8 protein-coding genes are annotated in these 13,630 nt (G+C 74.6%); 6 read left to right on the top strand and 2 right to left on the bottom strand.

Annotated elements, in window-relative coordinates; all coding sequences use genetic code 11:
- Nucleotides 1-3,083 (top strand): type I polyketide synthase (locus ACZ38L_RS32145; RefSeq protein WP_465699988.1); only part of this gene is annotated, 3,083 nt, incomplete at its 5' end.
- A gap of 73 nt (nucleotides 3,084-3,156) precedes the next feature.
- Complete coding sequence (locus ACZ38L_RS32140) at nucleotides 3,157-6,627, top strand: type I polyketide synthase (RefSeq protein ID WP_465699986.1); 3,471 nt, start codon at nucleotides 3,157-3,159, stop codon at nucleotides 6,625-6,627.
- A 100-nt stretch (nucleotides 6,628-6,727) separates the two neighbouring features.
- Here ACZ38L_RS32140 and ACZ38L_RS32135 read toward each other — a convergent pair whose 3' ends face one another.
- Complete coding sequence (locus tag ACZ38L_RS32135; RefSeq protein ID WP_465699984.1) at nucleotides 6,728-7,711, bottom strand: carbohydrate kinase family protein; 984 nt, start codon at nucleotides 7,709-7,711, stop codon at nucleotides 6,728-6,730.
- Between the two features lie 142 nt (nucleotides 7,712-7,853).
- On the opposite strand from ACZ38L_RS32135, the gene ACZ38L_RS32130 reads away from it, so the two are divergent.
- From ACZ38L_RS32130 to argB, 3 genes are all read left to right on the top strand, one after another.
- Complete coding sequence (locus tag ACZ38L_RS32130; protein WP_465699982.1) at nucleotides 7,854-8,051, top strand: hypothetical protein; 198 nt, start codon at nucleotides 7,854-7,856, stop codon at nucleotides 8,049-8,051.
- A 348-nt stretch (nucleotides 8,052-8,399) separates the two neighbouring features.
- Entirely contained in the window at nucleotides 8,400-8,549 is a 150-nt protein-coding gene (locus ACZ38L_RS32125; protein ID WP_465699980.1) for a hypothetical protein, read from the top strand.
- A complete protein-coding gene (gene argB, locus ACZ38L_RS32120; protein WP_465699978.1) occupies nucleotides 8,546-9,445 on the top strand; it encodes an acetylglutamate kinase in 900 nt (299 codons plus the stop codon). The genes ACZ38L_RS32125 and argB overlap by 4 nt, the downstream gene beginning before the upstream one ends.
- A 289-nt stretch (nucleotides 9,446-9,734) precedes the next feature.
- Here the strand turns inward: argB and ACZ38L_RS32115 are convergent, their stop codons facing one another.
- A complete protein-coding gene (locus tag ACZ38L_RS32115; RefSeq protein WP_465699976.1) occupies nucleotides 9,735-10,649 on the bottom strand; it encodes a cyclase family protein in 915 nt (304 codons plus the stop codon).
- Between the two features lie 256 nt (nucleotides 10,650-10,905).
- Between ACZ38L_RS32115 and ACZ38L_RS32110 the strand changes: the two genes are divergently transcribed.
- Nucleotides 10,906-13,536, top strand: a complete 2,631-nt coding sequence (locus ACZ38L_RS32110; RefSeq protein ID WP_465699993.1) for a SpoIIE family protein phosphatase — start codon at nucleotides 10,906-10,908, stop codon at nucleotides 13,534-13,536.
- The last annotated feature ends 94 nt before the right edge of the window (nucleotides 13,537-13,630 follow it).

Genomic DNA, 13,630 nt, shown 5'->3' with positions numbered 1-13,630 from the left:
TGCGTCGTCAGGAGGGTGGTCTGGAGCGGCTCTTCGCTTCCCTGGCCGAGGCCTGGGTGCGCGGCGTCCCGGTCGACTGGCAGTCCTTCCTGACCCACGAGGGCACTCGCCGGGTGGACCTCCCCACCTACGCCTTCCACCGCCGGCGCTACTGGGTCGAACCGGCCGTGACGACCGGCGCGGCCGACGTCGCCTCGGCCGGCCTGGCCTCCGCCGAGCACCCGCTGCTGGGCGCGGCCGTCGAACTCCCCGACTCCGACGGGTTCCTGTTCACCGGCCGGCTCGCGCTGCGCACCCACCCCTGGCTGGCGGACCACGCGGTGGGCGACACCGTGCTGCTGCCGGGGACCGCGTTCGTCGAACTCGCCGTCCGGGCCGGCGACCAGGTGGGGTGCGGCCTGGTCGAGGAACTCACCCTGGAGGTACCGCTGGTACTGCCCGAGGAGGGTGCGCTCCAGCTGCGGCTGGTCGTCGGTGACCCGGACGGCTCGGGCCGCCGGTCGCTGAGCCTGTACGCGCGTCCCGACGAGGCGCCGACGGGCGAGCCCTGGACCCGGCACGCCAGCGGCACCCTGGCCGCCACCGCGACGTCCACCGTCCCCGTCGCGCCGCTCGACCCGACCTCCTGGCCGCCGGCCGGCGCCGTCGAGCTGCCGGTCGAGGGCCACTACGAGCGGCTGGCACTGGCGGGCCTGTCGTACGGGCCGGCGTTCCAGGGCCTGCACAGGGCCTGGCAGCTCGGCGAGGCGGTCTACGCCGAGGTCCGGCTGCCGGAGGAGCAGCAGGCCGAGGCGGGCCACTACGGCCTGCACCCGGCGCTGCTGGACGCCGCCCTGCAGGCCCTGGCCCTCGCCCCCGCCGAGGAGCCGGCCACCGAGGTCGAGCCGCAGGGCCGTCGCCCGTTCGCCTGGAGCGGTTTCACCCTGCACGCCGCCTGCGCCTCCGCGCTGCGGGTGCGGCTCACCCCGACCGGGCCGGACGCGGTCTCGCTGACCGTGGCCGACAGTGCGGGCGCGCCCGTCGCCTCGGTGCACTCCCTGGTGCTGCGTCCCGTCTCGGCCGAGCAGTTCAGCCGGGGCTCGGCGCCCGGTCAGCACGACGCGCTGTTCCGCGTGGACTGGATGCCACTGCCGTCGGCCTCGCCCACGTCGAACGGCTCGAACTGGGCCGTGCTCGGCGCCGATCACCTCAAGGTCGGCCCGGCGCTCGAACTGGCGGGCGCGGAGACCGAGTTCTACGCAGACCTGGCCGCGCTCAGTGCCGCGGTGGCCGCCGGCCGGCCCATGCCGGACGCCGTCCTGGCGGCCTGCGCGGTGGAGCCGGCGGGCGGCGGCCTGGCGGCCGACGTCCACGCGGCGACGCATCGCGCCCTCGCCCTGGTGCAGGGCTGGCTCGCCGACGACCGGCTCGAATCGTCCCGCCTGGTCCTGGTGACCAGTGGCGCCGTGGCCGCCGGACCCGGCGACCAGGAGATCGACCTGGTCCACGCCCCGATCTGGGGGCTGGTGCGCGCCGCCCGGATCGAGAACGAGGACCGCCTGGTGTTGGTGGACCTGGACGACGACGAGGAGTCCCGCCGGCTGCTGCCGGCCGCGATCGCCTCCGGCGAGGGCGAGTTCGCGCTGCGCGCGGGCACCGTGCACGTGCCACGGCTGGCCCGGGTCGCCCGGCTCACCGAGGACGACGCATCGGCAGGACCGGCGCCCTCCCGGGCCTGGGACCCCGAGGGAACCGTCCTGATCACCGGTGCCACCGGCGGCCTCGGCGCGCTGCTCGCCCGCCACCTGGTGACCGAACGCGGCGTCCGTCACCTGCTGTTGACCAGCCGGCGTGGCCAGGACGCGCCCGGCGCGGCCGAACTGGTGGACGCGATCCGTGAGTTGGGCGCCGAGGTGGAGCTGGCGGCCTGCGACGTGGCCGACCGCGACGCGCTGGCCGCCCTGCTGGCCCAGCTGCCCGCCGAGCACCCGCTGACCGCCGTGGTGCACACCGCCGCCGTGCTGGACGACGGCGTGATCGGTGCGCTCACCCCCGAGCGGGTCGACCGGGTGCTGTGCCCCAAGGTGGACGCGGCGGTGAACCTGCACGAACTCACCGCACACCTGGACCTGGCCGCCTTCGTGCTCTTCTCGGCCGCCGCCGGCACGCTGGGCGGTGCGGGGCTGGGCAGTTACGGCGCGGCCAACGTCTTCCTGGACGCGCTCGCCCGCCACCGCCGTGCCCGCGGCCTGACCGCGGTCTCCCTCGTCTGGGGCCTGTGGGCCGAACGCCGGGGCATGGCAGGCCGGTTGAGCGAGGTGGACCTGGCCAGGTCGGCGCGCGGCGGGGTGCTCCCGATGACCGCCGAGCAGGGACTGGCGCTCTTCGACGCCGCGCTCACGGTGGTGGACGAACCGGTGCTGGTGCCGATGCACCTGGACCTGAAGGCGCTGCGCGCGCTGGCGGCCGTTCCCGACGCCCTGCCCGCGCCCTTCCGGGGCCTGGTGCGGACGCCGGTCCGTCGGGTGGTGCTGACGACCCCCGCCGGCGAGCCCGAAACGGTCGGCCTGGCCCAGAAGCTGGCCGGCCTGTCGGCGGCCGAGCAGCAGCGGCAGGTGCTCGACCTGGTGCGCGACCACGTGGTCGCCGTGCTCGGCTACACCTCGGTGGAGCTGGTCGGCGCCGGGCAGGCCTTCCGCGAGCTGGGCTTCGACTCGCTGACCGCCGTCGAACTCCGGAACCGGCTGAACGAGGCCACCGGGCTGCGGCTGCCCGCGACCCTGGTCTTCGACCACCCGACGCCCGCCCTGCTGGCCGAGTACCTGCTGGCCGAGGTCGCCCCCGACAGTCGGCCGGCGGCTCCCCAACTGATCGAGGAACTCGACCGGTTGGAGGCCGTGCTCGCCTCGCTCAGCGTGGACGACCACGCCGCCGTCGCGCCCGACGAAGCCGCCCACGCGCAGATCGCGGTCCGCCTGCAGACCCTGCTGGCGAGCTGGAACGCGGTCCGCGGCGCCGAAGAGAGCGCGGACGCGGCGAGCATCGACGACGCGACCGACGACGAGATCTTCGACTACATCGACAAGAGGTTCGGCAGGGGCTGAGCGCAGCCACCGCACACCGTCCTCCACCACCCCGCCAGCCTTCACCCCGACGATCCGAATGGGCAGCGCTCCGATGGCCAATGAAGACAAGCTCCGCGAATACCTCAAGCGCGTGCTGAAGGACCTCGACGAGGCCCACGCACAGCTGCGTGACCTGGACGAGAAGGCCCGCGAGCCGATCGCGATCGTCGCGATGAGCTGCCGCTTCCCCGGCGGGGTGCGGAGCCCGGAGGAGCTGTGGCAGCTGGTGTCCACCGGCGGCGACGCGATCTCCGGCTTCCCGACCGACCGCGGCTGGGACGTCGAGGGGCTGTACGACCCGGACCCGGACGCCCAGGGCGCCTCCTACACCCGTGAGGGCGGCTTCCTGGCGGGGGCGGACAGGTTCGACGCCGCGCTGTTCGGCATCGCGCCGCGCGAGGCGCTGTCCATGGACCCGCAGCAGCGGCTGCTGCTGGAGACCTCCTGGGAGCTGTTCGAGCGGGCGGGCATCGACCCGCTGACCCTGCGCGGCAGTCGGACCGGCGTCTTCGTCGGCACCAACGGGCAGGACTACGTCCCGGTGCTGATGCGCTCGGCCGAGAGCTTCGAGGGCCACCTGGGCACCGGCAACACCGCGAGTGTGATGTCCGGCCGGCTCTCCTACACCTACGGCCTGGAGGGGCCGGCGGTCACCGTGGACACCGCCTGCTCGGCCTCGCTGGTCTCCCTGCACCTCGCGGTGCAGGCGCTGCGGACCGGCGAGTGCGCGCTCGCGCTGGCCGGTGGCGTCACGGTGATGCCCAACCCGGGGACCATCATCGAGTTCAGCCGCCAGCGCGGGCTGGCCGCCGACGGCCGCTGCAAGTCCTTCGCCGGTGCGGCCGACGGCACCAACATGGCCGAGGGCGTGGGCCTGCTGTTGGTCGAGCGGCTCTCCGACGCCCGCCGCAACGGGCACCCGGTGCTCGCCGTGGTCCAGGGCAGCGCGGTCAACCAGGACGGCGCCAGCAACGGTCTGACCGCCCCGAACGGCCCGTCCCAGCAGCGGGTGATCAAGCAGGCGCTGGCCAACGCCCGGCTGACCGCCGACCAGGTCGACGCGGTCGAGGGGCACGGCACCGGCACCACCCTGGGCGACCCGATCGAGGCCCAGGCGCTGCTGGCCACCTACGGCCGGCGCCGGCCCGAGGACCGGCCGGTGTGGCTGGGCTCGGTGAAGTCCAACATCGGGCACACCCAGGCGGCGGCCGGTGTCGCTGGTGTGATCAAGATGGTGATGGCGATCCGGCACGGTGTGCTCCCGCGGACCCTGCACGTGGACGAGCCCACCCCGCACGTGGACTGGTCGGCGGGTGCGGTGCGGCTGCTGACGGAGAACCAGGCGTGGCCGGAGACCGGCCGCCCGCGCCGGGCCGCGATCTCGTCCTTCGGCATCAGCGGCACCAACGCCCACGCGGTGCTGGAGCAGGCTCCGGAGGTCGTGGCGGAGGAGGTCGCCGCCGGGGTGACGGTGGTGCCACCGGTGCTGCCGGTGGTGCTGACGGCGAAGAACGACGCCGCGTTGCGGGCCCAGGCCGAGCGGCTGCGGTCCTTCGCCGACGATGTCGAACTCGTGGACCTCGCCCACTCGTTGGCGACGAGCCGAGCGGCGCTGGAGTGCCGCGCGGTGGTGGTGGCCGCCGACCGTGCCGAACTCGCGCGCGGCCTGGACGCGTTGGCCTCGGGTGAGCCCGCCGCCCAGCTGGTGCGGGGGACGGCGGCGGAGGGCAAGCTCGCCTTCCTCTTCACCGGTCAGGGCAGCCAACGCGCCGGCATGGGAGCCGGGTTGTACGAGACCCACCCGGTGTTCGCCGAGGCCTTCGACGCGGTCTGCGCGGAGCTGGACCGGCACCTGGACCGGCCGCTGAAGGACGTCGTCTTCACGGGTGAGCGGCTCGACGAGACCGGCTACACCCAGCCCGCGCTCTTCGCGGTCGAGGTGGCGCTGTTCCGGCTCGTCGAGTCCTGGGGCCTGCGGCCGGACTTCCTGGCCGGGCACTCGATCGGTGAGCTGGCCGCCGCGCACGTCGCGGGCGTGCTCTCGCTGCCGGACGCGGCCACGCTGGTCGCGGCGCGCGGGCGGCTGATGCAGCGACTGCCCGCCGGTGGCGCGATGGTGGCCGTCCAGGCGACCCAGGACGAGGTGCTGCCGCTGCTGGTCGGCCGCGTGGACGAGTTGGACATCGCCGCCGTCAACGGCCTGACCTCGATGGTGATTTCCGGCGCCGAGGACGCCGTGCTGGAGGTGGCCGAGAAGCTGGCCGCCGATGGCTGCAAGACCAAGCGGCTGACCGTCAGCCATGCCTTCCACTCGCCGCTGATGGACCCGATGCTGGCCGAGTTCCGCACGGTCGCCGAGGGCCTGACCTACCAGGCTCCCCGGATCCCGATCGTCTCCACCCTCGACCGGTCCGCCGACCCGACCACCCCCGACTACTGGGTCCGCCACGTCCGCGAGGCCGTCCACTTCTCCGATGCCATGCGGATCCTGGAGCGCGAGGGCGTCCGCACCTTCCTGGAGCTCGGCCCCGACGGCACCCTCACCACACTCGGCCAGGACTGCGTCGGCGATGCCGTCTTCACCCCCGTGCTGCGCCGCGACCGCGCGGAGGCGGAGACGTTCACCAGCGCGCTCGCCCAGCTGCACGTGCGCGGGGTCGGGCTCGACTGGCCGGCGGTCTTCGCCGGTACCGGCGCCCGCCGGATCGACCTGCCCACCTACCCCTTCCAGCAGCGCCGTTACTGGCCGGAGCCGGCCGAGGACGCCCCGGCGACCGCGCACGCGGCCGCCGTGGACGAGCGGTTCTGGGCGGCCGTCGAGCGCGAGGACCTGGACGCGCTGACCGCGACGCTGGGCCTCGACGGCGACCAGCCGCTCAGCTCGGCGTTGCCCGCCATGTCCGCCTGGTTCCAGCGCCAGCGGGAGGAGCGGCTGAGCGCGACGCCGGCGGCCATCGCCGACGAGGGCGTCATCGAGGCCGAGGTCCCGCTGCCCGTCCGGCTGACGAGGCTCTCCCCGGCCGAGCGCGACAGCGTGCTCCTCGCCCTGGTCCGGAGCAGGGCGGCGATCGTCCTGGGTTACCCGGGACCCGAGGAGATTCCGCCGGCGCAGGCGTTCAAGGATCTGGGTGTCGACTCCCTGATGGCGGTCATGCTGCGCAACGGCCTGGCCGAGGCGACCGGTCTGTCGCTGCCCGCCTCCCTGGTCTTCGACCAGCCGACGCCGGCGCTGCTCGCGGCCCACCTGCGCGAGCAGCTGTTCGCCGACGGTACGAACTCGGCCACCGCGGTGACCGAGGAACTCGACCGGCTGGAGGCCGCGTTGGCCGCGACGACCCCCGACGGCGTCACCCGTGCCCGCATCCAGATGCGCCTGCAAGCCCTGGCCGCCCGCTGGGGCGAGTCCCAGCAGCCGGCGTCCGCGGGCGCCCCCGACACCTCCGACAACCTGGTGGACGTCGACGACCTCGACGCGGCCTCCGACGAGGAGCTCTTCGCCTTCATCGACGACAGCCTCACCTGACCCAGCCCGGCCGGCCGCCCCCGGCGGCCGGCCCGTCACCCACCGCCTCCGTGATCCCCGGCCCGCCTCCGGTCACGACCAGGGTGCCCGCCCTTTCACCTCATACCGCGGCCGGCAGCCTCCGGGCGATCGCCGCGGCGGCCTCGTCGCCGTACGAGCCGCGCAGCCGCTCCAGCAGGTCGGCCGGATCGAGTCGGTACTCCTGGGTCCCCACCACCTCGAGGGCCAGGGTCGCCAGCACGCTGCCCAGTTGGGCGCAGCCGCGTTCGTCGAGGTCCCAGGAGAGCCCCGCCAGGTAGCCGGCCCGGAACGCGTCACCGACACCGGTCGGGTCGGCGACGGCGCGCGCGGTGACGGCGGGCACCGCGACGGGCGGACGATCCCGGTGCTCGATCGTCGAACCCCCGGCTCCCCGGGTGATCACCCAGTGGCCGACGCGTTCGAGCACCTCTCGCGGTGTCCAGCCGGACTTCTGGGTCAGCAGGGACGCCTCGTACTCGTTGGTGAACAGGTACCTGGCGCCGTCGACCAGGCTGCGCGCCATCTCGCGGTCGGCGCGGGCGAGTTGCTGGGACGGGTCGGCGAGGAACGGATACCCCATGGCCCGGCACTCGTCGGTGTGCCGCAGCATCGCCTCCGGGTCGTTGGGGCCGATGACGACCATGCCGACGCCGCCCACCCGCTCGGCGACCGGCGCCAGCTCGATCTCGCGGGCCTCCGCCATGGCGCCGGTGTAGAAGGACGCGAGCTGGTTCTGCGCCTCGTCCGTGGTGCAGACGAACCTGGCCGTGTGCTTCGACGTCGAGATCCGGACGGATTCGGTGTCGACGCCGTGCCGTCGCAGCCACTCGCCGTAGTCGGCGAAGTCGTGTCCCGCGGCGCCGACCAGGTGCGGGGTGAGGCCGAGCAACCCCAACCCGAACGCGATGTTCGCCGCGACGCCACCGCGGCGGACCTCGAGCCCGTCGACCAGGAACGAGAGCGAGATCTTGTCGACCTGGTCGAGCAGGATGTGCTCGCTGAACTTGCCGGGGAAGCTCATCAGATGATCGGTGGCGATGGAGCCGGTCACTGCGATCCGCACGATACTTCTCGTCTCCTGTCGGGCTGGGACGCGGGGCACCGGGGGTCGCCCGGGTCACGCTGGTCCGCGCCATGTCATCGGCACACACGCTACCGTGCGTTCCGCGGCGGCTCCGGGTGGTTCGGGTTTTACCGTCACCGGATTGACGGCGCATCAGGTGATCCGACGGGCCGTCAATCCCGAACTACGGGCGGACCTGACGCCCGTCACCCACGCCTCGCTCCGGGACAACCGCCCCGACCCGCTGCCCGCCGACCGAACGGTGGACCAACGGCCGGTGGAGACGTACGGCCAGAACTCCGGGTTCATCCTGGCCACCCTCGCCGGTGCGCCCGCCTGACGGCGCCACCGCCTGTCCGCTGATCTCCGTGCCTCCGGCGCTGTTCGTGGTCACCCGGACCGGGGGCGCGATCGTCCGGCCGGCCCCTCCCCGGCGGGAACGGCCGGGCGCCCCGTTCCGGTTCGACTCCGCCCCACCTCGCCGCGTCGGCCACGCCGCCGCCCACCTGCGGGTCCGGCCCTTGGTGGCCGGGTCAAGTTGACGCAAGGGGCACTCCAGCGCACTGTCAAACATCCCGCAAGAGGGCCGTGACACGTTGTGGTGAGACCTTGACGGGAACACCACAGCCCGCTCGGTCGCGCACGCCGCACTGTCCGGCGGCGTCCCGTTCTCATCCCTGGAGCGTGCATGCCCCTCGCACCGTCCTCCCCTCTCCTCGAGCTTCCCGCCGAGCGGCAGTCGGTCCAGGTGTCCGTGCACGCGCCGGATGCCATCACCCGTGCCGGACTGCTCAGCGGCAACGACGGCACGCTCCACCAGCGGGTGTCCGCGCGGTGAGCACCGAGACCGCGCCGCGCGGGCTGGCGCGCCTGGTGTGGCCGGGCGTGCCGCACGCCCCGGCGGTGGTGGTCAAGCTCGGCGGCAGCGCGCTGGCGGGGGAGGCCGTCCGGCAGACCTTCGCCCGGGACGTCGTCGCGCTGCGCCACGCCGGTTTCAGCCCCGTCGTGGTGCACGGCGGGGGACCGCAGATCGACGCGCACCTCGACCGGCTGGGGCTCGCCGCCACCTTCACGGCGGGCCTGCGGGTGACCACCGAGCAGATGATGGCCGACGTCAGGATGGTGCTGGCCGGCCAGGTCCAGCGCGACCTGGTCGGGTTGCTCAACCGGCACGGTCCGCTGGCGGTCGGCCTGACCGGCGAGGACGCCCGGATCATGACGGCGGTCCGGCGTCCGGCGGTGGTGGACGGCCGGCCGGTGGACATCGGCCTGGTGGGCGAGGTGACCGAGGTCGACACCGGGCTGCTGCGCGCGCTGCTGGCCGACGGCCGGATCCCGGTGGTCTCCAGCATCGCGCGCGGCGCCGGTGGCGGTGTCTACAACGTCAACGCGGACACCGCGGCCGCCGCGCTGGCCGGGGCGCTCGGCGCGGTGGCCCTGGTGCTGATGACCGACGTCGAGGGCCTCTACCTGGACTGGCCCACCCGCTCGCGGCTGGTCGACCGGCTCACCGCGGAGGAGGCGGAGGAACTGCTGCCCGAGATCGGCGGCAGCATGGTGCCCAAGCTGGAGGCATGCGTGCGGGCCGTGCGCGCGGGCGTGACCCAGGCGCACATCATCGACGGTCGCTCGTCGCACGCGCTGCTGCGCCTCCTGCACGCCGGCGTCGGCGGCACGACGGTCAGCCGCTCGCCGGGGCAGCTGGGTCCTCCAGCGGCCCCGAGGTGGCGCTGAGGTACGCCGGGCGGGCTGCCGCTGCCCGGCGCGCTCTCCGGGTGCCACCGTCCGGCTGGACGCCGATCGGCTCCCGCTCGCAGCCGGCCACAGCCGGCCACCGCGCTCCGTGGTGCGGCGGTGACGGTCTCCTGGCCGACCGGCTCGGCGGGCGGCCCGTGGGCGGCCCGCGGACGGCCGCCCGCACCCCGGCCCGCGCCGCCTCGGCCGCCCCCGCGGCGCGCCGGACCGCCGGTGGCCGAGGCCCACGGTCGGGCCGCCCGCTGCTCGCGGAGAGCGGGCGGCCCGTTCAGAGGATCGCGAGCGGATTGACCGGGGAGCCGGTGCCGCCGGGGATGTTCAGCGGCGCGGCGACGAGGAGGAACTCCCAGCGCGAGGCCCGCGCACAGGCCTCGGCCAGCGCCTCCAGGTCCAGGTTGTCGAGCAGCGGCAGCCCCAGCGCGGCGATCGCCAGCACGTGGATCGGCGAGTGGACGCCCGGCACCGGGCTCGGGCGCACGTCGCTGTCGCCGTCGCTGCCCAGCGCCGAGCAGGCCGAGTCGCGCAGCACGGGCATCGCGCCAGGGTGCAGCCCCGCGCTCAGCTCGTCCGGGTCCCAGGCACCCAGCTGCCGCCGCCGGGCCAGGTGGCCGGTGCGCAGCAGGACGACGTCCCCGGGCGCGAGCGGGCTGCCCTGCTCCTCGGCGCAGCGGACCAGCTCGGGGCCGTCGACCGCCTCGCCCGGCTCCAGCCAGGCCCGGCCGCGCAGGCGCGCCAGGTCCAGCAGGACGCCCCGCCCGACCAGCCCGGGCAGCAGCTCGGTCACCGCGCCGTGCTCGGCGCCCCGTGCCGAGACCGCCGCCCGGGCCGGTACCCCCGGGAAGAGCAGGCCGCGGTAGGCGATGTGGCAGAGCGCGTCCAGGTGCGTCTGCGACTTGCCGTGGTAGTCGGTCCCGATGAAGTCCTTGTGCGCGGTCGGCTCGGCGTCCGTGCCCTCGCCGAGCCCGGTCATCCGGTGCAGCGCCGGCTTGCGGTTGTCGGGGCCCGGGACGGTGTCCCAGGGGCGTCCCAGCGCGACCACCTCACCCGTGCGGACGAGCCCGGCCGCCGCCACCAGCCGCGCCCCCGCGACCGGATCGGGGCGGCGATCGCGGCGCAGCCGGTCGAACAGCGCGTCGAACTCCACACGGCTCATCGCCGGTCCGTTGCTGGGCGAACCGCTCATCGCGCTCCTCGCCGGCGGTCCGATCGGCGCGGCCTGACCGGGGTGATGTCGGCTATTGGGTGGTAAGAACCGCTTGGTGAGCTAGGTCCTAGTATGGCTTCAGGGGTGCAGCCCGCGGAGTGTGAGTGCTGTGGCGATCGTGACAGGTGCCGGTGAGTCGGGCGTGGGCCCCGAACGGGTCCGTGAGCGGTTCCTGCACGGTGAGACGGTCGAGGCGGGCGTCCGCGGTCTGATCCTGAGTTCCTGGCGGCGCTGCATGCTGCTGGGGCTCTCACCCGACCAGGTCGAGCTGCCCTACCGACCGGATCTCGACCTGGACGGCCGCCTGGTCCGCGCGGCCGGGCCCGTGCTGGACCGGCTGGAGTCCCGGTTCGCCGGCAGCCGGATGAACGTGGCCCTCGCGGACGGTGACGGGGCGGTGCTGCAGCGCCGTTTCGGTGACGCGGCCATGGTCAGGTCGCTCGCCGCGATCCAGAGCGTCCCGGGGTTCGTCTTCGCCGAGCGGTTCGGGGGGACCAACGGCATCGGTCTGGCGCTCGCCGAGCGGCGGCTCTGCCACGTCTACGGCGCCGAACACTTCGCCGAGCGCTCGGTGACCAACGCCTGCTCGGCGGTTCCGGTGCGCGATCCGCTCAGCGGGCGGATCGAGGGTGTCCTCTGTTTCGGCTATCCGCGCAGCTACGCGCACGCCCAGCTGGACACCATGCTCGGCAAGGCCGCCGCCGCCGTCGAGCGGCGGCTGCTGGAGGAGAGCTCGGCGCGCGAGCGCGCGCTGCTGCGGGCCTACCTCGACTCCCGGCCCCGCGCGGAGATCGCCGAGGCCAACGGGGACGGGCGGCTGATCTGGGTGGACGAGCTGACCCGGAGCGGACTGGACTGGCGTGACCAGCTGCACCTCAAGGAGCGGGCCACCGAGCTGATCGCCTCGGGCCAGCGGGCGGCCGTCGAGGTGACCCTCTCCCACGGCCGGCGGATCACCCTGCTGAGCCGGCCGATGACCAGCCCGTCCGGGGTCGCGGGGGTCGCCGTCGAGGCGGTCCTGCGCAGCGACGCGCCGCCCCGGCAGGTCGTCGCCCCCAACCCCACCGGCGAGCCGCCCGGCCGCCGGGCGCCCGCCGCGACCCCCGGTCTGCTGTTGGTGGGCGAGCCGGGGGTCGGGACCTACGCCGTCGCCGCCCGCCGCCGCCTGGAGCTGCTGTCCGAGGCCAGCACCTCCATCGGCACCACCCTGGACGTCGGCCGCACCGCCCGGGAGCTCGCCGAGATGGCCGTCCCCCGGCTGGCGGACTTCGTCACCATCGACCTGCCCGGAGCGGTGCTGCGCGGCGAGGAGCCCGCCGACCCCGGTAGCGACCTGCACCGCACGGTGGTCCACGGCATCCGCGACGAGCGCGCCTTCTACCCCGTCGGTCAGCGGGTCGACCTGCTGCCCACCACGCCCCAGCTCCGCTGCCTGGCCACCGGGCAGGCGGTGCTGGAACCCGACCTGAAGGCCGCCGCCGGGTGGCTCGCCCAGGATCCCGAGCGGAGCGCGCTCCTGGTCGCGCACAACGTCCACTCGTTGATCACCGTCCCGCTGCTGGCCCGCGGCGTCGTGCTGGGCATCGCCAGCTTCTACCGCTCGCAGGACCCCGCCCCCTTCGGGGACGACGACCGCTCGCTCGCCCAGGAGCTGGCCACCCGCGCCGCCATCTGCATCGACAACGCCCGCCGGTACACCCGCGAACACACCATGGTGCTGGCGTTGCAGCGCAGCCTGCTGCCGCGCGGCCTGCCCGAGCAGAACGCCGTCGAGGTCGCCCACCGCTACCTGCCCGCCGAGTCCGGGGTGGGCGGCGACTGGTTCGACGTCATCCCGCTGTCGGGCGCCCGGGTCGCCCTGGTGGTCGGCGACGTGGTCGGCCACGGCCTGCACGCCGCCGCCACCATGGGCCGACTGCGCACCGCCGTGCACAACTTCTGCGAGCTGGACCTCGCCCCCGACGAACTCCTCACCCACCTGGACAACCTGGTGGGGCGTCTGGACCGCGAGGGCGGCGGCGACGAGCCCACCTCCGGCATCATCGGCGCCACCTGCCTGTACGCCGTCTACGACCCGACCTCGCAACGCTGCACCGTGGCCCGCGCCGGCCACCCGCCCCCTGCGGTGGTCCACCCCGACGGCGAGGTGACCTTCCCCGACCTGCCCGCCGGCCCGCCGCTGGGCCTCGGCGGCCTCCCGTTCGAATGCGCCGAGCTGTACCTCCCCGCTGGCAGCCAGCTGTTCCTCTACTCCGACGGGCTGATCAACGACCACCACCGCGACGTCGACACCGTGCTCGCCCAGCTGCGCCGCGCCCTGGCCCACCCGGACCGTTCACCCGAGGAAACCTGCCGCGCGGTGCTGGCGGCCGTCGTGCCCGCGCACCCCGTGGACGACGTCACGCTGCTCGCCGCCCGCACCCGCGCCCTGGACCCCGACCGGATCGCCGTCCGGGACCTGCCGGCCGACCCGGCCCAGGTCTGCGAGGTGCGGGCCGCCGCCACCCGCCAGCTGAGCGCCTGGGGGCTGGACGAGGTCGCCTTCGCGGTCGAACTGCTGCTCAGCGAGCTGGTCACCAACGCCATCCGGTACGGCACCGAGCCCATCCAGGTCCGCCTGATCCACGACCGCACCCTGATCTGCGAGGTCGCCGACGCCAGCAGCACCGCCCCGCACCTGCGTCGCGCGACCACCACCGACGAGGGCGGCCGCGGCCTGTTCCTGGTCGCCCAGCTCGCCCAGGCGTGGGGAACCCGCTACACCGCGCGCGGCAAGGTGATCTGGGCCGAGTGCGCCCTGGAGCCGCCCGGCGCCCTGCCCGGCACGTCCGCGGGCTTCCCGGTGGAGATCCCGGTCATCGAATGACCCGACCCCGGTCGCGCGGCGGACCCATGGCGTGTCAGCGGCCCGGCCGCCGGGGCCCAGCTGGTAGGAACGGCGAAGTACTCGGCGGCCGAGC

The sequence above is a fragment of the Kitasatospora sp. NPDC024654 genome (assembly GCF_055559155.1).
The sequence above is the reverse complement of the archived record's forward strand: the minus strand, read 5'-3'. Positions and strand labels throughout refer to the sequence as shown.

Excerpts from the sequence above, each read along its gene's own strand:
- ACZ38L_RS32140 (WP_465699986.1), top strand. The coding sequence starts at position 3,157 with ATGGCCAATGAAGACAAGCTCCGCGAATACCTCAAGCGCGTGCTGAAG.
- ACZ38L_RS32125 (WP_465699980.1), top strand. The coding sequence starts at position 8,400 with ATGCCCCTCGCACCGTCCTCCCCTCTCCTCGAGCTTCCCGCCGAGCGG.
- ACZ38L_RS32115 (WP_465699976.1), bottom strand. The coding sequence starts at position 10,649 with ATGAGCGGTTCGCCCAGCAACGGACCGGCGATGAGCCGTGTGGAGTTC.
- ACZ38L_RS32110 (WP_465699993.1), top strand. The coding sequence starts at position 10,906 with ATGCTGCTGGGGCTCTCACCCGACCAGGTCGAGCTGCCCTACCGACCG.